The organism is Pantoea sp. sgz302252, assembly GCF_047713085.1.
Lineage (GTDB): Bacteria > Pseudomonadota > Gammaproteobacteria > Enterobacterales > Enterobacteriaceae > Scandinavium.
The window spans coordinates 43653-61141 of the sequence record NZ_JBLFJW010000034.1 but is presented as its reverse complement, the minus strand read 5'-3'; the positions used below and the strand labels follow the sequence as shown (position 1 = coordinate 61141).

Genomic DNA, 17489 nt, shown 5'->3' with positions numbered 1-17489 from the left:
GAAAGTGGGTAATGCAGAGTTGCGCAGCGCACTGTATATGCCAGCGGTTGTGGCAGGAAGGTACAATGAGGTGGTGAAAAACCTGATGGAAAGGCTGTCAGCGAGAGGGAAGACAGGAAAAGAACGGGTATGTGCAGGGATGAGAAAACTGCTGCAGCTGGCCTATGGCGTGGTGAAATCCGGACGCGAATTTAATGCTGAGATACCACTTGCCGGATGACCGGCAAGACGGTATCTCTCCCTCAATGGAGAGGGAGAAAACCGAATCATCCCTTCGCCCCCTTTGGGGAGAGGGTTAGGGTGAGGGGCATTGAAAACTAGCGCTTACGGCCCAGCTTCACGGCTTTGAGGATCACAAACTTTTTGTTGGTGGCGACGGTGGTGCAGTTGCCGAAGATCTTCTTCAGTTTGTGGAAATAATCCAGGTGGCGGTTCGCCACGATAACCAGCTCGCCGTTGATCTTCAGGCAGCGGCGCGCGTGGTGGAACATTTCCCATGCCACGGCATCGGTCAGCGCATGTTGCTGATGGAACGGTGGGTTACACAGCACCGCATTGAAGCGGAACGGCTCGACGCCGGAGAGCGCGTTGTTGATCATGAACTCGCAGCGATCCAGCGCTTCTGGCATGTTCGACTCGACGTTTAATCGGCTTGAAGCCACCGCCATTGGCGATTCATCGACAAACACCACGCTCGCCAGCGGGTTTTGTTCCAGTAGCGTCAGGCCTACCACACCGTTACCGCAGCCCAGATCGACAATTTCCCCTTCCAGATCTTTCGGCAAGTGCTCCATAAAGAAGCGTGCACCGATATCCAGACCCGTACGAGAAAAGACGTTCGCGTGGTTGTGGATGGTCCAGTCGGTGCCTTCCAGCTTCCAGCTTGTGACCTGCGACTCTTCTTTCAGCACAGGTGCGGTGAAGGTGCAGTTGATGAGGCGCGCCTTTTTCCACGCCAGCGACGTGGTGGTGGTGCCGAGGATTTTCTCGAACAGCTCCAGCGTGGAGTTGTGCACATCACGCGCTTTGGTGCCGCCAATGATGCGAGTTTCCGGCGTCACGACATGACGCAACGCGCGTAATTGCTGTTCGAGCAATGCCAGCGTTTTCGGGATTTTGATCAGCACAACTGCCGGAGCCTGCGGATACTCTGCGGTACTGTCGCGGAAGGTGACGCTGTTTTCCGCGATGTCGTTATGGCGCAGGTTTTCACGCGTCGCCAGCTCGCTTAAATACGAGTCGCCGATGCTGTAGGGCTTGTGTTCAGCAAGAGCACATGCCAGCGCGCCGAAGGTGTCGTTAAAGATAAGGACCGGGCCGCTGATGTCGGTGCCGTCCAGTTGTTGCAGCAGATACTCGTCTGCCGCTTCCCACGCCTGAAGTGGGCTGACCTCGTCCGTTTCCGGGAAACGTTTTAGTGTCAGTGAACGGAAACCGTTGTCTGATTGGCTCATCGGCCCTCCTGGATGATAAAATTCGGTGGAATCCCCATTGGGGGCGCCAGGTTGCTGACAAAGAATGAAAAAGCGTGTTTTTTCCTTCTTTGTGATAATCAGCCGAAAATCAATAAATTGATTTTCCTTATTTTTACAGATTTACACTCCCCGAGTTTGCACACTCATAAGGGGTGTTTAGCACTGCGTCGCCCCTTCGGGGTGCGTGAGTATACCCTTTTTTCCTGCAATCCGAGACAAGCATGAGCGAACTGACGTACTTAAGTGGTTATCCCGAACATCTTCTTGCCCAGGTTCGCACCCTGATTGCCGAACAATGCCTTGGCGACGTTCTGAAAAAGCGCTATCCGCAAAGCCATGATATTACGAATGATAAAGCGCTTTGGGCCTTCACCCAGGAACTGAAAAACCGCTATATGCGAAGTGCTCCGCCGATCAACAAAGTGATGTTCGACAACAAAATCCATGTGCTGAAAAATGCATTGGGGCTGCACACGGCGGTATCCCGCGTTCAGGGCGGCAAGCTGAAAGCAAAGGCGGAAATCCGTGTTGCCACGGTGTTCCGTCACTCTCCGGAAGCCTTTTTACGGATGATTGTGGTGCACGAACTGGCGCATTTGAAAGAGAAAGACCACAACAAAGCGTTCTATCAGTTGTGCTGCCATATGGAGCCGCAGTATCACCAGCTTGAGTTTGATACCCGCCTGTGGCTCACTCAACTGTCACTGCCTGGTTCTGCGTGAGGGCTGCATCCGGATGCCCTCAGCAAACGCAGAGTGCTTATACGAACCTTGAGACTAAATTATGCAAAGGCTATTTATTTTCATCCGATAAGTATATTTCAATTCGATTAATTCCTTTGCCTTTATTTTTCTTTGTGAGTTTAATTTCACCAATCTCTGAAATGTTTTTTACATGGGTACCACAGCATGGCATTTGAATATCACGACAACACCAGACACGAAGATTATTCTGTTGTTTAAATGACACTGGCTCACCAGTACCGATAAACTCATTGATGGTATCTTCCAGTTTCTTCAATGAGTCCGCAGTCAGGTTTTCAGCAAGGCAATAATCAGTGCGATCTTTTTTGTCATTCACAAATGAACCTTCTACTGAAATAAAATCCGCACTCAGACTTAGATAATGTTCGACGAGATGGCTCGCTGTATGCAGACGCATTGTTTTTCGACGGATGCTCTCATCAATTACACCGTTAACTTGCTGTCCTTGTGTAAATAATTTTGTATCAATAAAATGTTTGATAGGTGCATTAAAATCAAGATGATGTTTATCCTGTACGTCGACTTCGACTGTACTGACCTCTACGCCATTGAGCGTGCCTTTATCACATTGTTGATTACCTGAAAGTGGGTAGAATAATGTCTTGTCGAGTATAATAAATCCTTCACCCAAAAATGTCACGATCGCCTGAAAGTTCCCGTCATAAGGGTTTTCATCAAAAAGCCGGATTGTCATTATTCGATACTCCTAGAGACTAAAAAAGAATGGGATTAAAAAAGGAACCATGACCGTAATGATCCCTCCAGAAAGCAGAGCGACGGGGACATAAGAAATACCACAATGCTTTTCAATGATCGGGAGGGTGACATCCATTGCTGTCGCCCCTGCAACACCTATCGCAACATTCCCACTCCCTATACGTGAAAGCGTCGGGATAAGAAGCAAAGCAAAGACTTCCCGGAATAAGTCACAAAGAAAGGCGACAGAACCCAATAAGGGGTCTCCCATTTTTGTAAATAACAGACCAGAAAGGGTATACCAGCCAAATCCTGAACTCACAGCCAGACTCTGTACTAAACTCAGGGGAATAAATAACGATACCAGTGCCGCACCAAGATAAGATGCCACTACAGTGAGACCTGTCATGACAAGATTTTGTCGATTAAAAAATATCTCTTTAATCGACATTCCTGAATTTGATAATTTTATTGCGATAATAAATATGAGGAGATAAAGCAGTACAGAAATCAACAATCCATAATCTATCATTGGCACATACTGACGGTAACCAATGACAAATCCAAATACAACCAAACTGGCAAGTAATAACGGATCTTTAATGTATCCTATGATATTGAATGAAGACTGCCCTACTTGACTCTCAGCTTTCGTCAGTGAAATTCCTGAGTAGAAGATAGCCAGAACAACGGCTATTGCGAAAGAAGAAGCAAAAGCGACGCTCAGCGCACTGATACCGACATGATTCATTTGTTTAATGATGTCAGGAATCTGGCCAATGGTTACTCCCATCAAAACAAGTAGGGAATAAAGGCATACCGTTGATATTTTGTCCACCAGAGGCATCGATAATGATGGTACTACTCGTCGAATATTATAACCCAATATAAATGCAGCCAGAATGGGCAAAAGATTTTCCAGTGCTAAGTTCATGTTTAATCCAGTATAAATGTTGATACGATATCTTCAAATTTTTCAGGGCGGCGGATCATACGGATCTGCCCATCCTCTTCTAATAAGTATTCACCAGATTTACTCTATAGCTAAAACCCGATCTTTAATCGAACCACCCGGATTAAAAGCTTCAAGTTTAAGACGAACATCAGCCTTGGGGTATTCACTATTTAAAATACTAACAACTGGTGTATTCCCTATCAGGCTCAGTATATCTTTTTTTATTTGGGTATCTGCTAACTCCATTTATGCCTCCCGAAACTCAGTGCTATAGAAAATGGCTAATCAATATTGAAATTGCAAAGCCATATCGATAAATTCCATTTTGGTTTTCTCTCACCTTTTTAAAATATAGATTTACACTTGCCATTGTGAGATAAAAAACAGTATCACCATTAAGTGCAAATGAACACCCACCACCGGGGTTAAACAAATTATTCATAATACCAAGAGCAAATATTAACTCTACTTATTGATATTTATTTCCATTATATTAGGCGAAGAGTTTATTCACTAAACAAATTAGAATTATAACAATGAATAATTAATATAGTTTAAGTCTCGAAATACAAATCTGTGGCTCACCCAGTTGTCACTGCCTGGTTCTGCGTGAGGGCGCACTGGTTTTGTCATGATGCCGTGCTAAAGTGGCAAAAGGTCCCTTTTTTGGAGTACGTGAATTCTCATGATTCGTCTCGCAGTCATTGGCACAAACTGGATCACTCGCCAGTTTGTGGATGCCGCCCATGAAACCGGCAGCTATAAGCTCACCGCCGTCTATTCCCGCAGTCTTGAACAAGCTCAGGCTTTCGCCAGCGACTATATGGTTGAACATCTGTTCACGTCCCTGGAAGAGATGGCGCAAAGCGAGGCTATCGACGCGGTGTATATCGCCAGCCCGAACTCGCTGCACTTCCCGCAGACCAGGCTGTTTCTGAGCCACAAAAAACATGTGATCTGCGAGAAGCCGCTGGCGTCCAACATTGCCGAAGTGGAACAGGCCATTGAGATCGCTCGTGAAAATCAGGTTGTGCTGTTCGAGGCGTTTAAGACCTCCAGCCTGCCGAACTTCCTGCAATTGCAGCAGGCGTTGAGCAAAGTGGGCAAGATGCGCAAGGCGTTGATCAACTACTGCCAGTACTCTTCCCGCTATCAGCGTTATCTCGACGGTGAAAACCCAAACACTTTCAATCCGGCGTTTTCTAACGGCTCGATTATGGATATCGGCTTCTACTGCCTTGCGTCTGCCGTGGCCTTGTGGGGTGAACCGCACAGCGTGAAGGCAACAGCGACCTTGCTGGAAAGTGGCGTGGATGCTCATGGTGTGGCGGTGCTGGATTACGGCGATTTCAGCGTGACGCTACAGCACTCCAAAGTGAGCGATTCGGTGCTGCCGAGTGAAATTCAGGGTGAAGACGGTTCACTGGTTGTCGAAAAAATGTCGGAATGCCAGAAAGTGTCCTTCGTTCCGCGTGGTGGCAAAACGCAGGATCTTACCCAGCCGCAGCATATCAACACCATGTTGTACGAAGCCGAGCTGTTTGCGCGTCTGGTCGAGAAAAATGAAGTGAATCATCCAGGACTCGCTGTGAGCCGCACCACCGCGAAGCTTTCCACGGAAATCCGTCGTCAGACCGGTGTGGTCTTCCCGGCAGATGGCGTGAACCAAAGCGCGACCGCGTAAAAGAATGTAAAACAGGTGTTACAGGGCATTGACGGTGTCGATGCTCTGTAATACTTTGTCACACGCAAAGGGGAGTAACTTGTTTGCTGGTGGATCGTCATTACGGTGCGAAAGCATCCGGTCGCCAGGCAACAGGAAAGGGTTCAGCATGCTGAGATCTTTCCTGTTGTAAGTGAGACCTTGCCGAAAGGCGAGGTCCGGGCAAAAAATCCCATAACGGCTATCGTCTTTTGGACGTTAGCCGTTTTTTTTGCTTAAAGGAAAGATTATGAATACTGTCGGCACACCGTTGCTCTGGGGCGGATTTGCTGTTGTGGTCGTCATTATGCTGGCCATCGACCTGCTGTTACAGGGGCGTCGTGGCGCACATACCATGACCATGAAACAAGCGGCGAGCTGGTCGCTGGTGTGGGTCACCCTCTCTTTGCTGTTTAACCTGGCGTTTTGGTGGTATCTCGTTCAGACCCAGGGCCGCGCCGTTGCCGATCCGCAGGCGCTGGCTTTCCTCACCGGTTATTTGATTGAGAAATCGCTGGCTGTCGATAACGTCTTCGTCTGGCTGATGCTGTTTAGCTACTTTGCTGTGCCTGCTGCGTTGCAGCGCCGCGTGTTGGTTTACGGTGTGCTGGGCGCGATCGTGCTGCGTACGATCATGATCTTCACCGGAAGCTGGCTGATTTCGCAGTTTGAATGGCTGCTGTATGTGTTTGGCGCCTTCCTGCTGTTTACCGGCGTGAAGATGGCGCTGGCGAAAGATGACGACTCGGGGATCGGCGATAAACCGCTGGTGCGCTGGCTGCGCGGCCATCTGCGCATGACCGATAAGATTGAGAACGAGCGCTTCTTCGTGCGTCAGAACGGCTTGCTGTTTGCCACGCCGCTGCTGCTGGTGCTGATTTTGGTAGAGCTGAGCGACGTGATTTTCGCGGTGGACAGCATTCCGGCTATCTTCGCTGTGACGACCGACCCGTTCATTGTGCTGACCTCTAACCTGTTTGCGATCCTCGGCCTGCGTGCGATGTACTTCCTGCTGGCGGGCGTAGCAGAACGCTTCTCAATGCTGAAGTACGGTCTGTCGGTGATTCTGGTGTTTATCGGGATCAAGATGCTGATTGTGGATTTCTACCACATCCCAATTGCTATCTCGCTTGGCGTGGTGTTTGGCATTCTGGTGCTGACCCTGCTTATCAATATGTGGGTGAACCACCAGAACGATAAAAAGCAGCAGCAGCTCTAATCTCATTGCCCGGCGGCGCAGGCTTGCCGGGCCTACAAAGGATGAGTTTGTAAGCCCGTGCAAACGAAGTGCCGCCGGGCAATTTTCTTTTGTGGTTTATGTCAAATAAATGTTATTCAACAGTTAAAAAATAAGACACGAACGAAATAATCAGCACTTTCCCCTTTCCCACCGCCAGAACATCCTTATACTCAACCGTGCAAACATTCGTTACATCCTGCCAAATGTGACCAAAGAGTCGCCGGGATGAAGTGACATTACGACGGAAGGAAAAGTTAAATGACTACGCAACGCCCCTCAGGCTTGCTGCAGCGTCTCGCTAGCGGCAGTCTTGTTAAACAAATTTTGGTTGGTCTGGTGCTCGGTATTCTGCTGGCCTGGATTTCCAGACCCGCAGCCGAAGCGGTTGGTCTGTTCGGTACGCTGTTCGTTGGCGCACTGAAAGCCGTCGCCCCGGTGCTGGTTCTGATGCTGGTCATGGCTTCCATCGCCAACCACCAGCACGGCCAGAAAACCAGTATTCGCCCGATCCTGTTTCTTTATCTGCTGGGCACGTTCTCTGCGGCACTGACCGCGGTGGTGTTTAGCTTCCTGTTCCCTTCTACTTTGCATCTGAGCACTGCCGCGGGTGATGTCACGCCGCCATCCGGCATTGTGGAAGTGTTGCGTGGCCTGCTGATGAGCATGGTCTCGAACCCGATTAACGCTCTGCTGAACGCCAACTACATTGGCATTCTGGTGTGGGCTGTGGGTCTGGGCTTTGCCCTTCGCCATAGCAATGACAGCACCAAAAATCTGATTAACGACGTGTCTAACGCCGTCACCTTTATCGTGAAAGTGGTGATTCGCTTTGCCCCGATCGGCATCTTTGGTCTGGTTTCTTCCACTCTTGCGACCACTGGTTTTGAAACACTGTGGGGCTATGCGCATCTGCTGGTGGTGCTGATTGGCTGTATGTTGCTGGTGGCGCTGGTGATTAACCCGCTGCTGGTGTGGTGGAAAATTCGCCGTAACCCCTATCCGCTGGTGCTGATGTGCCTGCGTGAAAGCGGCGTGTATGCGTTCTTCACCCGCAGCTCCGCGGCTAACATTCCGGTAAACATGGCGCTGGCGGAGAAGCTTAACCTCGACCGCGATACCTATTCCGTTTCCATTCCGCTGGGTGCGACCATCAATATGGCGGGAGCAGCCATCACCATTACCGTACTGACGCTGGCGGCCGTGTATACGCTGGGTATTGCGGTGGATGTGCCAACAGCCCTGCTGTTAAGCGTGGTGGCGGCGCTGTGTGCGTGTGGGGCTTCTGGCGTCGCAGGCGGTTCGCTGCTGCTGATCCCGCTGGCCTGTAACATGTTCGGCATTCCGAATGATATCGCCATGCAGGTGGTGGCGGTAGGCTTTATTATTGGCGTGTTGCAGGACTCCTGCGAAACCGCGCTGAACTCGTCCACTGACGTGCTGTTCACCGCAGCGGCATGCATGGCCGAAGATGAGCGTCTGGCGAAAAACGCTCTGCACAGCTAATCTGCAGCCCTTCCGCGCACCGCGGAAGGGCTCTCTTCCTGAAGTGCCATTTCCGCTTTAAAGGGATCAATACCCCGCTTCTGCATCCGCCAGAACCGAATGATATTCATCCCATTCATCACCAGAAAACTGCCCTCAATCAGCGTGCCGCCAATCGATCCCAGCCAGAAGTTGTGCGCTACCCAACAGGCGGTTGAACACCAGATAATGCAGCGCATCGGCAATCCCTGTAAGCGAAACAGCGCCCAGGTACTGACAACCGTGCCCGCCACCGGCAGCAGTTCCATTGGATGATGAAACTTCGCCAGCCCAATGCCGCCCGTCAGCGCGATAAAAATCGCCATCACCCATAAGCTGCGAGTCCGCAGGGTGATCATCGTTCGAATGGCATTGAGCAAGGCACTGGAGCCGGCAGGAAAAGCGCCCATCAGAAAAAAATGCACGCCGATAATGGCGCTGTAGAGGGAGAGTTGTTTCTTGAAGCGACGCTCGTCGCGATTGATAAAGGTGGTGATCCCAACCAGAAACGCGATGACGCCAACGCCCTGGGCAAGCCAATACGTGGTCATGCAACATCCTTTGGTAACACAAAAAAAAGCGGCACCGTTGCCAGCGCCGTTGGATGATTAAAGCGTCACGCCTGATTTAAACAGCGCCAGCTCTCGGAAATCGTTTTTCTCGTTACAGGTTTGCTTGCCGTTGGCGAAGTCGACGATGGCATCGACAAATTCATTCAACACTTCCGGCATCGCTTTCCCGTGGATGAGCTGCCCGGCATCGAAATCAATCCAGTGTTTTTTCTTCGCAGCCAGCTCGCTGTTGGTGGCAATTTTCACTGTCGGCACAAAACCGCCATAAGGCGTACCGCGCCCGGTACTGAACAGCACCATGTGGCAACCTGCGCCCGCTAACGCACTGGTGGCTACCGCATCGTTACCCGGCGCGCTTAACAGGTTAAGGCCGTGGGTTTTCAGACGCTCACCGTAGCGCAGCACATCGACCACCTGACTGGAACCCGCTTTTTGCGTACAGCCCAGCGATTTCTCTTCCAGCGTGGTGATGCCCCCGGCTTTGTTGCCCGGTGAGGGGTTCTCGTAAATCGGCTGATTGTGCGCGATAAAGTACTGTTTGAAATCGTTGACCATGGTGACCGTCTTTTCAAACGTCGCTTCGTCGCGGCAATGGCTCATCAGGATTTGCTCCGCGCCGAACATCTCCGGTACTTCCGTCAGCACGGTGGTGCCGCCGTTGCCAATCACGTAGTCAGAGAAACGCCCCAGCATTGGGTTGGCCGTGATGCCAGACAGGCCATCCGACCCACCGCACTCCAGACCGAACTTCAGTTCGCTGAGTTTGCCCGGCTCGCGCTTGTCATGGCGCATCACTTCATACAACTGATGCAGATGCTCAAGCCCCGCCTCCACTTCATCGTCCTGCTTCTGGCAGATCATGAAGTGCACGCGCTCCGGGTCAAAATCCCCCAGCGTTTCACGGAAGGCATCAACCTGGTTGTTTTCACAGCCCAGGCCAACCACCAGCACTGCGCCGGCGTTCGGGTGGCGCACCATGTTTTGCAGCATCGTGCGGGTATTGATGTGGTCATCGCCAAGCTGGGAACAGCCGTAAGTGTGGCTGAACAGGAACACGCCATCGGTGCCTTCGGCCTCATTCGTTTCCTTCAGAAAGCGCGTCTGAATTTGACGCGCAATCCCGTTCACGCAGCCCACTGTCGGCAAAATCCACAGCTCGTTTCGTACCCCAACCTCACCGTTTGCACGGCGGTAAATCTGAACGTCACGATCTGCCGCCTGGTTTTGCGCGGTGTGAAGGTCTGGTTGATAGCTATACTCGTCGAGATCGCTCAGGTTCGTACGCGTGTTGTGGGAATGAATATGTTCCCCGGGCGCAATGTCCGTTAGCGCATGACCGATAGGCAGACCGTATTTAATGACGTTTTCCCCTTTCGCTATCGCGCGCAGGGCAAACTTATGCCCGCGCACAACGTCGGACTGCAGGCGAACCGTCTCACCGTCGACGGTCACTTCCTGACCCGCTGCGATGTCAGCCAGTGCGACAATCACGTTGTCCAGCGAATGGATCTTGATGTATTGCATATCAACCAACCTCAGGGTTTAGTTCAGTTCAATGCCGAAGTAATCACGCGCATTGTTAAAGCAGATGTTTTTCACCATTTCGCCCAGCAGCTGGATATCCGCTGGTGCTTCACCCGCAGCCACCCAGCGGCCAATCATCTGGCACAGAATGCGGCGGAAATATTCGTGACGGGTGTAAGACAGGAAGCTGCGGCTGTCGGTCAGCATGCCGACGAAGCGGCTCAGCAGGCCCAGCTGCGCCAGCTGCGTCATCTGACGTTCCATGCCGTCTTTCTGATCGTTGAACCACCAGCCGGAACCGAATTGCATCTTGCCTGGCATCCCTTCGCCCTGGAAGTTGCCAATCATGGTGCCCAGCACTTCGTTATCGCGTGGGTTCAGGCAGTAAAGAATGGTTTTCGGCAGCAGGTTCTCTTCGTTCTGCTTGCTCAACAGTTTAGAGAGCTCTTCAGCCAGCAGACGGTCGTTGATGGAGTCAAAGCCAACATCCGCGCCCAGCAGTTTGAACTGACGCTGGTTGTTATTACGCAGCGCGCCAATGTGATACTGCTGCACCCAGCCGCGACGAGCATATTCGCCACCCAGCCAGACCAGCACAGCGGTTTTGAACTGCGCCACTTCGCGCTCGCTCAGCGATTCGCCTGACAGACGACGGGCAAGAATACCGTCCAGCTCGGCTTCAGTGGCTTCAGCAAACAGCACCACATCCAGCGCGTGGTCAGACACTTTACAGCCGTGAGCGGCAAAGTGATCCAGACGGCGGCCCAGCGCGGTTTGCAGATCGCTGAAACGGCGGATATCGGTATCAGCCACTTCGCCCAGCTTCGCCATGTAGTCGCCAAAGGTCGCCTGTTCGATGTTGAAGGCTTTGTCTGGACGCCAGCTTGGCAGCACTTTGATAGTGAAGGTGCTGTCTTTCGCCACGGTCGCGTGATGCTCCAGAGAATCGATTGGATCGTCAGTGGTGCCGACCATCTTCACGTTCATCTGCTGCATGATGCCGCGAGCGGAGAAGTTTTCCTGCGCCAGCAGATCGTTGCACTGGTTCCAGATTTCATCGGCGGTTGACGGAGACAGCAGCTTGCCGGTGATACCAAACGGGCGACGCAGCTCAAGGTGCGTCCAGTGGTACAGCGGGTTGCCGATGGTATGCGGCACGGTTGCTGCCCAGGCGTCGAACTTCTCACGGTCAGAAGCATCACCCGTACACAGGCGCTCGGCCACACCATTGGTACGCATAGCACGCCATTTGTAGTGGTCGCCTTTCAGCCAGATGTCATACAAGTTTTTGAAACGGTAATTTTCGGCAACCTGCTGCGGCGGAAGGTGGCAGTGGTAGTCGAAAATCGGCTGGTCTTTCGCGTAGTCGTGGTACAGACGGCGGGCAAATTCGGTGTCGAGCAGGAAATCTTCGGTCATAAACTGAGTCATTATCGTCTTCCTCTGAAGGAGTGCGTCAGATGCTTAACTGCAATGGTGTCAAAGTTATCACACCAATTTCCAGCGACCGAAGAATTTTTCGTGAGTCAGATCAATAAAAGCCGACAAATAATGTCCTTAAAAAGCGGTAAATATCCCGCCAGGCCGCGCCATTTCTCGCTTTCCCCGCCGCTCAGAAAGACCCTACAGCTCTTCCTGCTTTTGTGACGGTTCTCACCTTTTAAAGTTGTATGACAAGTTATCTTTCCTGCCGTCGCAACCTATAAGCCGACGGAATGCATTACCGGAGAAAAACACTCCGGAGTTATCGGTACGGACACCGAATTCGCAAATTTATTGATGGCAAGGTTCGGGCCGTATCAGGTTTTCCTGTTACGCCTCACCGTTACTTAATCATCCTCCCGTCAGGCGGGAAGATGACCGTGCAAAGCGCGGATAAAACAAAACGACGAGGTTTACATGCGTAAAATTAAAGGGTTACGTTGGTATATGATCGCCCTGGTGACGTTGGGCACCGTGCTGGGTTATCTCACCCGTAATACCGTGGCTGCGGCCGCGCCAACGTTTATGCAAGAACTGCATATTTCTACTCAGCAATATTCCTATATTATCGCTGCTTATTCAGCCGCTTATACCGTGATGCAGCCTGTTGCAGGCTACGTGCTTGACCTGCTCGGCACTAAAATTGGTTACGCGATGTTTGCCGTGCTTTGGGCTTGTTTCTGTGGCGCTACCGCGCTGGCAGGAAGCTGGGGCGGCCTGGCTGTCGCTCGTGGTGCTGTCGGTGCGGCAGAAGCAGCGATGATCCCGGCGGGCCTGAAAGCCAGTTCCGAGTGGTTCCCGGCGAAAGAGCGTTCTGTCGCCGTAGGTTACTTCAACGTCGGTTCCTCCATTGGCGGCATGATTGCGCCACCGCTGGTGGTGTGGGCCATCGTGATGCACAGCTGGCAGATGGCGTTCATCATTTCCGGCGTGCTGAGCTTTGCCTGGGCAATGGCGTGGCTCATCTTCTACAAACACCCACGTGACCAGAAAAAATTAACCGACGAGGAACGCGAATACATCATCGGCGGTCAGGAAGCGCAGCACCAGAAAGACAATGGCAAGAAAATGTCTGCCTGGCAGATCATCCGTAACCGCCAGTTCTGGGGCATTGCGCTGCCGCGCTTCCTGGCAGAACCGGCCTGGGGGACTTTCAACGCCTGGATCCCGCTGTTCATGTTTAAAGTCTACGGCTTTGACCTGAAGCACATCGCGATGTTTGCGTGGATGCCAATGCTGTTTGCTGATCTGGGTTGTATCGTTGGCGGCTACCTGCCACCGCTGTTCCAGCGTAAGTTCGGTGTGAACCTGATTGTCTCCCGTAAACTGGTGGTCACCATGGGTGCGGTACTGATGATTGGCCCAGGCATGATCGGCCTGTTCACCAGCCCTTATGTGGCGATTGCGCTGCTGTGCGTCGGTGGCTTTGCTCACCAGTCTCTGTCTGGCGCGCTGATTACCCTCTCCTCCGACGTATTTGGTCGTAACGAAGTGGCTACCGCGAACGGCCTGACCGGCATGGCGGCCTGGACCGCGAGCACCCTGTTTGCTCTGGTGGTCGGTGCGCTGGCAGATACGCTGGGCTTCAGCCCGCTGTTCGCTGTGCTGGCGGTGTTCGACCTGCTGGGAGCGCTGGTTATCTGGACGGTTCTGCAAAACAAACCGGCGGTAGAGGTTGCCCAAACCGTAGGCGGCCCGGCGACACAAAACTAAGCCTGATACCGTTCGACAAAAGCCGCCCCGGGCGGCTTTTTGCTGTATCAGACTGGTGAGAATTTGGTAAAAGTGGTATAACAAATCTCTCATGCCGTACCCTTCCTGGAGCGTATATGGAAATCACTGAACCACGCCGTTTGTACCAACAACTCGCTGCTGAGCTGAAAGATCGCATCGAACAGGGCGTCTATCTTGTGGGTGACAAACTCCCCGCAGAGCGCTTCATTGCCGATGAGAAAAACGTCAGCCGCACGGTGGTTCGTGAAGCCATCATCATGCTGGAAGTGGAAGGGTATGTTGAGGTCCGTAAAGGCTCCGGCATTCATGTCATTTCCAATACCGCGAAGCACTATCAGGTTCCGGATGAATCACTTGAATTCGCCAGCTATGGGCCTTTTGAGCTGTTACAGGCTCGTCAGCTGATTGAAAGTAACATTGCGGAATTTGCCGCCACTCAGGTCACCAAGCAAGACATCATGAAGCTGATGGAAATCCAGGAGAAGGCGCGCAAAGAGAAGTGCTTCCGCGATTCAGAGTGGGATCTCCAGTTCCACGTACAGGTTGCGCTGGCCACCCAGAATACGGCGCTAGCGGCTATCGTGGAAAAAATGTGGACTCAGCGTGTTCACAACCCGTACTGGAAAAAACTGCACGATCATATCGATCTTCGCACCGTCGATAACTGGTGTGACGATCATGACCAAATTCTTAAAGCACTGATTCGCAAAGACCCGCACGCGGCCAAACTGGCGATGTGGCAGCATCTGGAAAACACCAAACTGATGCTGTTTAACGAAACCAGTGATGACTTTGAATTCAATGCCGATCGCTACTTATTTGCGGAAAACCCGGTTGTTCATCTCGATACCGCCGCGAACAGTTCAAAATAAGGATAATCTTACCCTCAGCCCAGGCCTGAGGGTAAGTTAACCAACTATAGTGTCAGCCTGTGTAAAGTCCCTCGCCCTTCCCCCTATCAAACAGCAAAATCAATGTGCAACGAGCTGCAATTTCTGTGACGTAAAACCAGAGGCTTTGTTACACTTAGATGCAATTTGACGTTTACGGATTTGGCTTTCGCCAGGTCAAAAAAACATGGAAAAGTTCAGAACGCATCACCGACGACCATAATGATAAAAGACAACCCTCGTGCGGCACTTCAACGCGTTCAGGCGTGACATTAATCGATGTACCAGGAATCGTGAATGGAACTGTTAACCCAATTACTTAATGCCTTGTGGAGCCAGGATTTCGAAACCCTGGCCAACCCTTCCATGATCGGCATGCTCTATTTTGTGTTGTTTATGATCCTGTTCCTTGAGAACGGATTGCTGCCTGCGGCCTTTTTGCCAGGCGACAGCCTGCTGGTGCTGGTTGGCGTGCTTATCGCGAAAGGCGCGATGGGCTTCCCACAAACCCTGTTGCTGCTCACTACCGCCGCAAGCCTGGGCTGCTGGCTGAGTTACATTCAGGGGCGCTGGCTGGGTAACACCCGAATTGTGCAAAACTGGCTCTCTCATCTGCCTACGCACTACCATCAGCGCGCACATCACTTGTTCCATAAACATGGCCTGTCTGCGTTGCTGGTTGGCCGTTTTATCGCATTCGTCCGTACGTTACTGCCCACCATTGCAGGCCTCTCTGGCCTGAGCAGCACACGCTTCCAGTTCTTTAACTGGATGAGCGGCCTGCTGTGGGTCTTGATCCTGACGACACTCGGCTACCTGTTAGGGAAAACGCCGGTGTTCCTCAAATACGAAGATGCGTTGATGTCCTGCCTGATGCTGCTGCCCGTGGTGCTGCTGGTTATCGGCCTCATCGGCTCGCTGGTCGTTCTGTGGAAGAAAAAATACGGCAACCGGAGCTGATCATGGGGCTTCGGAACTTTACGCTTCGCCGGTTCAGCATCAGCCTCAGCATTTTACTTCTGCTGTGCGCGATACTATGGATGTGGGCTGCGCTGCAAAAGCGCGAGTCCACGCTCGCCATTCGCCCGCTAAGCTCCAACACCAGCATGCCTGATGGTTTTTTCGTCTGGCATCACCTGGATGCCAACGGCATTCGTTTTAAGAGCATCACGCCGCAAAATAACGGCCTGGTGATTAAATTTGAATCCAGCGACCAGAGCGCCGCCGCCAAAGAAGTGCTTGATCGAACACTGCCGCACGGTTACATCATTGCTCAACAGGATGAGGATCAAGACCTGACACCGCAGTGGTTGTCCCGTCTGCGTGATACCCCGCACCGCTTCGGTTAATCCCTTCCAGGATTCTGAATCTTTTCACAGGCTTTGGTGATTTCCTGTTTACTTACTATGATTGTAACAGGCGGAAGTCACTCTCCTGATTTCATCGACTGGGTTGGTAATGCCTGAAATTACCCACGACACAAGGGAAGGTTTCATCTATGAAATACCGCATCGTTCTGGCTTTTGGTCTTGTTATGCTCAGTGCAACCGCTTCTGCCGTCAGCCCGTGTCAGGAGAAAGAACAGGACATCCAGCGCGAAATCCGCTACGCCCAAAAGCATCACAACCAGAGCCGCATTGATGGCCTCAACAAGGCATTACGCGAAGTCAAAGCCAACTGCAGCGACAGCAAACTGCGCGAGGATCATCACAAGAAAATCGCGGAGCAGAAACAAGAAGTCGCTGAACGACGCCATGACCTTGACGAAGCCAAAACCAAAGGCGATGCGGAGAAAATCAGTAAACGTGAACACAAACTCACTGAAGCGCAGAACGAACTGAAAGCGCTGGAGTCTCGTGACTATTGAGTTAATGGAAAGCTAACGTCTTACACTGGAGAAAATCATGTCAAAAGATACCACCTCAGAAAATCTGCGTGCCGAACTGAAATCCCTGACCGACACCCTGGAAGAAGTGCTGAACTCCTCCAGCGACAAATCCAAAGAAGAACTGAGCAAACTGCGCAGCAAAGCCGAACGCGCCCTGAAAGACAGCCGTCACCGTCTGGGTGAAACCAGCGACGCGCTCGCCAGACAGGCTCGTCAGGCGGCAGGGCATGCTGACGATTACGTTCGTGAAAACCCATGGACAGGCGTCGGGATCGGTGCAGCCGTTGGGCTGGTGCTGGGTGTGCTGCTGACGCGCCGTTAATGATGGCTGACTCTCATCACACACACGGCCCGGGGAAAAGCGTCTTCGGCATCGGCCAGCGTATCGTCACGATCATCGTCGAGATGGTCGAAACCCGGCTGCGGCTTGCCGTCGTTGAGCTGGAAGAGGAGAAAGCCAATCTCTTCCAGATGCTGCTGATGCTCGGCCTGACCATGCTGTTCGCGGCCTTTGGGCTGATGAGCCTGATGGTGCTGGTCATCTGGGCAGTCGATCCGCAGTATCGCCTTAACGCCATGATAGCCACCACCGTGGTGCTGCTGGCGCTGGCGCTGATTGGCGGGATCTGGACGCTCAGGAAAGCGCGTCGTTCAACGTTCTTACGCCATACGCGTAATGAGCTGGCGAACGACCGGGCATTGCTTGAGGATGACGAACGTGAGTAGCAAGCTCGAGCTGCAAAAGCGAAAAGCTTACCTGCTGAGCCAAATCCAGCAGCAGCGACTGGATCTTTCCGCCAGCCGCCGTGACTGGATGGAGGCGACCGGCGTTTATGATCGTGGCTGGAACACGCTGCTAAACCTGCGCTCGTGGGCGCTGGTTGGCAGCAGCATCATGGCCATCTGGTCAGTTCGCCATCCTCGCTTTCTGGTACGCTGGGGCCGCCGTGGCTTTGGTGCCTGGAGCGCCTGGCGGCTGGTCAAAAGCACGCTGCGCCAGCAACAGTCGCGTTGATGCTGCCTGTGCCGGGCGGCACTGCGTTTGC

At 52.3% G+C, this 17489-nt stretch carries 20 protein-coding genes and 1 pseudogene; 13 read left to right on the top strand and 8 right to left on the bottom strand.

Going from position 1 to position 17489, the window contains the following annotated elements; translation table 11 throughout:
- Positions 1-220 (top strand): annotated as a pseudogene (locus tag ACLW56_RS20990) (IS110 family transposase); the annotation flags it as partial.
- A gap of 97 nt (positions 221-317) precedes the next feature.
- Here ACLW56_RS20990 and rlmG read toward each other — a convergent pair.
- On the bottom strand, positions 318-1454 hold the full coding sequence (rlmG, locus tag ACLW56_RS20985) for a 23S rRNA (guanine(1835)-N(2))-methyltransferase RlmG (RefSeq protein ID WP_330985645.1): 1137 nt from the start codon (positions 1452-1454) through the stop codon (positions 318-320).
- Between the two features lie 242 nt (positions 1455-1696).
- Here rlmG and ACLW56_RS20980 point away from each other — a divergent pair, with 242 nt between their 5' ends.
- Positions 1697-2197: a M48 family metallopeptidase gene (locus tag ACLW56_RS20980; RefSeq protein WP_330985644.1), complete on the top strand. Its 501-nt coding sequence runs from the start codon at positions 1697-1699 to the stop codon at positions 2195-2197.
- Between the two features lie 70 nt (positions 2198-2267).
- Here the strand turns inward: ACLW56_RS20980 and ACLW56_RS20975 are convergent, their stop codons facing one another.
- From ACLW56_RS20975 to ACLW56_RS20965, 3 genes are all read right to left on the bottom strand, one after another.
- Positions 2268-2933 (bottom strand): alanyl-tRNA editing protein, encoded by a 666-nt coding sequence (locus ACLW56_RS20975; RefSeq protein ID WP_330985643.1) that lies wholly within the window; start codon positions 2931-2933, stop codon positions 2268-2270.
- Positions 2934-2945: 12 nt separating this feature from the next.
- Positions 2946-3869: a lysine exporter LysO family protein gene (locus ACLW56_RS20970; RefSeq protein ID WP_330985642.1), complete on the bottom strand. Its 924-nt coding sequence runs from the start codon at positions 3867-3869 to the stop codon at positions 2946-2948.
- Between the two features lie 99 nt (positions 3870-3968).
- On the bottom strand, positions 3969-4136 hold the full coding sequence (locus ACLW56_RS20965; protein WP_330985641.1) for a hypothetical protein: 168 nt from the start codon (positions 4134-4136) through the stop codon (positions 3969-3971).
- A gap of 439 nt (positions 4137-4575) precedes the next feature.
- Between ACLW56_RS20965 and ACLW56_RS20960 the strand changes: the two genes are divergently transcribed.
- Entirely contained in the window at positions 4576-5574 is a 999-nt protein-coding gene (locus tag ACLW56_RS20960) for a Gfo/Idh/MocA family oxidoreductase (protein WP_330985640.1), read from the top strand.
- Positions 5575-5592: 18 nt separating this feature from the next.
- Here the strand turns inward: ACLW56_RS20960 and ACLW56_RS20955 are convergent, their stop codons facing one another.
- Positions 5593-5724 (bottom strand): hypothetical protein, encoded by a 132-nt coding sequence (locus tag ACLW56_RS20955; protein ID WP_330985639.1) that lies wholly within the window; start codon positions 5722-5724, stop codon positions 5593-5595.
- Positions 5725-5842: 118 nt separating this feature from the next.
- On the opposite strand from ACLW56_RS20955, the gene ACLW56_RS20950 reads away from it, so the two are divergent.
- Entirely contained in the window at positions 5843-6811 is a 969-nt protein-coding gene (locus tag ACLW56_RS20950) for a TerC family protein (RefSeq protein ID WP_330985638.1), read from the top strand.
- Positions 6812-7090: 279 nt separating this feature from the next.
- Positions 7091-8335: a serine/threonine transporter SstT gene (gene sstT / locus ACLW56_RS20945; RefSeq protein ID WP_330985637.1), complete on the top strand. Its 1245-nt coding sequence runs from the start codon at positions 7091-7093 to the stop codon at positions 8333-8335.
- Here sstT and ACLW56_RS20940 read toward each other — a convergent pair.
- From ACLW56_RS20940 to uxaC, 3 genes are read right to left on the bottom strand one after another with little or no spacing between them, the layout of a single operon-like run.
- Positions 8332-8904 carry a YgjV family protein gene (locus ACLW56_RS20940; protein ID WP_330985636.1) on the bottom strand — a complete coding sequence of 191 codons (573 nt, stop codon included), beginning with the start codon at positions 8902-8904 and terminating at the stop codon, positions 8332-8334. The genes sstT and ACLW56_RS20940 overlap by 4 nt on opposite strands.
- 57 nt (positions 8905-8961) lie before the next feature.
- Positions 8962-10449, bottom strand: a complete 1488-nt coding sequence (locus ACLW56_RS20935; RefSeq protein ID WP_330985635.1) for an altronate dehydratase family protein — start codon at positions 10447-10449, stop codon at positions 8962-8964.
- Between the two features lie 18 nt (positions 10450-10467).
- Positions 10468-11880, bottom strand: coding sequence for a glucuronate isomerase (uxaC, locus tag ACLW56_RS20930; protein WP_330985634.1), 1413 nt, complete (start codon positions 11878-11880; stop codon positions 10468-10470).
- A gap of 468 nt (positions 11881-12348) precedes the next feature.
- Between uxaC and ACLW56_RS20925 the strand changes: the two genes are divergently transcribed.
- The 8 genes from ACLW56_RS20925 (at position 12349) to ACLW56_RS20890 (ending at position 17458) form a co-directional block, all read left to right on the top strand.
- Positions 12349-13644 carry an MFS transporter gene (locus ACLW56_RS20925; RefSeq protein WP_330985633.1) on the top strand — a complete coding sequence of 432 codons (1296 nt, stop codon included), beginning with the start codon at positions 12349-12351 and terminating at the stop codon, positions 13642-13644.
- 116 nt (positions 13645-13760) lie between these two features.
- A complete protein-coding gene (gene exuR / locus ACLW56_RS20920; protein WP_330985632.1) occupies positions 13761-14537 on the top strand; it encodes a transcriptional regulator ExuR in 777 nt (258 codons plus the stop codon).
- A 315-nt stretch (positions 14538-14852) separates the two neighbouring features.
- Positions 14853-15515: a DedA family general envelope maintenance protein YqjA gene (yqjA, locus tag ACLW56_RS20915; protein ID WP_330985631.1), complete on the top strand. Its 663-nt coding sequence runs from the start codon at positions 14853-14855 to the stop codon at positions 15513-15515.
- Between the two features lie 2 nt (positions 15516-15517).
- Positions 15518-15904 carry an EnvZ/OmpR regulon moderator MzrA gene (gene mzrA / locus ACLW56_RS20910; RefSeq protein ID WP_330985630.1) on the top strand — a complete coding sequence of 129 codons (387 nt, stop codon included), beginning with the start codon at positions 15518-15520 and terminating at the stop codon, positions 15902-15904.
- Between the two features lie 149 nt (positions 15905-16053).
- Positions 16054-16422 carry a DUF1090 domain-containing protein gene (locus ACLW56_RS20905; RefSeq protein ID WP_330985629.1) on the top strand — a complete coding sequence of 123 codons (369 nt, stop codon included), beginning with the start codon at positions 16054-16056 and terminating at the stop codon, positions 16420-16422.
- A 37-nt stretch (positions 16423-16459) separates the two neighbouring features.
- The gene (locus ACLW56_RS20900) at positions 16460-16765 is read left to right on the top strand and encodes a YqjD family protein (RefSeq protein ID WP_330985628.1); all 306 of its coding nucleotides are present in this window, start codon (positions 16460-16462) and stop codon (positions 16763-16765) included.
- Between the two features lie 2 nt (positions 16766-16767).
- Positions 16768-17169 carry a phage holin family protein gene (locus ACLW56_RS20895; RefSeq protein ID WP_330985627.1) on the top strand — a complete coding sequence of 134 codons (402 nt, stop codon included), beginning with the start codon at positions 16768-16770 and terminating at the stop codon, positions 17167-17169.
- Entirely contained in the window at positions 17162-17458 is a 297-nt protein-coding gene (locus tag ACLW56_RS20890; protein ID WP_330985626.1) for a YqjK-like family protein, read from the top strand. The genes ACLW56_RS20895 and ACLW56_RS20890 overlap by 8 nt, the downstream gene beginning before the upstream one ends.
- Positions 17459-17489 lie beyond the last annotated feature (31 nt).

What these genes read in the sequence shown, in the direction of transcription:
- ACLW56_RS20935 (WP_330985635.1), bottom strand. Translation starts at nt 10,449, where the DNA reads ATGCAATACATCAAGATCCATTCGCTGGACAACGTGATTGTCGCACTG.
- ACLW56_RS20950 (WP_330985638.1), top strand. Translation starts at nt 5,843, where the DNA reads ATGAATACTGTCGGCACACCGTTGCTCTGGGGCGGATTTGCTGTTGTG.
- uxaC (WP_330985634.1), bottom strand. Translation starts at nt 11,880, where the DNA reads ATGACTCAGTTTATGACCGAAGATTTCCTGCTCGACACCGAATTTGCC.
- ACLW56_RS20965 (WP_330985641.1), bottom strand. Translation starts at nt 4,136, where the DNA reads ATGGAGTTAGCAGATACCCAAATAAAAAAAGATATACTGAGCCTGATA.
- ACLW56_RS20925 (WP_330985633.1), top strand. Translation starts at nt 12,349, where the DNA reads ATGCGTAAAATTAAAGGGTTACGTTGGTATATGATCGCCCTGGTGACG.
- ACLW56_RS20975 (WP_330985643.1), bottom strand. Translation starts at nt 2,933, where the DNA reads ATGACAATCCGGCTTTTTGATGAAAACCCTTATGACGGGAACTTTCAG.
- exuR (WP_330985632.1), top strand. Translation starts at nt 13,761, where the DNA reads ATGGAAATCACTGAACCACGCCGTTTGTACCAACAACTCGCTGCTGAG.
- ACLW56_RS20900 (WP_330985628.1), top strand. Translation starts at nt 16,460, where the DNA reads ATGTCAAAAGATACCACCTCAGAAAATCTGCGTGCCGAACTGAAATCC.
- ACLW56_RS20905 (WP_330985629.1), top strand. Translation starts at nt 16,054, where the DNA reads ATGAAATACCGCATCGTTCTGGCTTTTGGTCTTGTTATGCTCAGTGCA.
- ACLW56_RS20960 (WP_330985640.1), top strand. Translation starts at nt 4,576, where the DNA reads ATGATTCGTCTCGCAGTCATTGGCACAAACTGGATCACTCGCCAGTTT.
- sstT (WP_330985637.1), top strand. Translation starts at nt 7,091, where the DNA reads ATGACTACGCAACGCCCCTCAGGCTTGCTGCAGCGTCTCGCTAGCGGC.
- ACLW56_RS20955 (WP_330985639.1), bottom strand. Translation starts at nt 5,724, where the DNA reads ATGCTGAACCCTTTCCTGTTGCCTGGCGACCGGATGCTTTCGCACCGT.
- ACLW56_RS20980 (WP_330985644.1), top strand. Translation starts at nt 1,697, where the DNA reads ATGAGCGAACTGACGTACTTAAGTGGTTATCCCGAACATCTTCTTGCC.
- mzrA (WP_330985630.1), top strand. Translation starts at nt 15,518, where the DNA reads ATGGGGCTTCGGAACTTTACGCTTCGCCGGTTCAGCATCAGCCTCAGC.
- ACLW56_RS20940 (WP_330985636.1), bottom strand. Translation starts at nt 8,904, where the DNA reads ATGACCACGTATTGGCTTGCCCAGGGCGTTGGCGTCATCGCGTTTCTG.
- rlmG (WP_330985645.1), bottom strand. Translation starts at nt 1,454, where the DNA reads ATGAGCCAATCAGACAACGGTTTCCGTTCACTGACACTAAAACGTTTC.
- ACLW56_RS20895 (WP_330985627.1), top strand. Translation starts at nt 16,768, where the DNA reads ATGGCTGACTCTCATCACACACACGGCCCGGGGAAAAGCGTCTTCGGC.
- yqjA (WP_330985631.1), top strand. Translation starts at nt 14,853, where the DNA reads ATGGAACTGTTAACCCAATTACTTAATGCCTTGTGGAGCCAGGATTTC.
- ACLW56_RS20970 (WP_330985642.1), bottom strand. Translation starts at nt 3,869, where the DNA reads ATGAACTTAGCACTGGAAAATCTTTTGCCCATTCTGGCTGCATTTATA.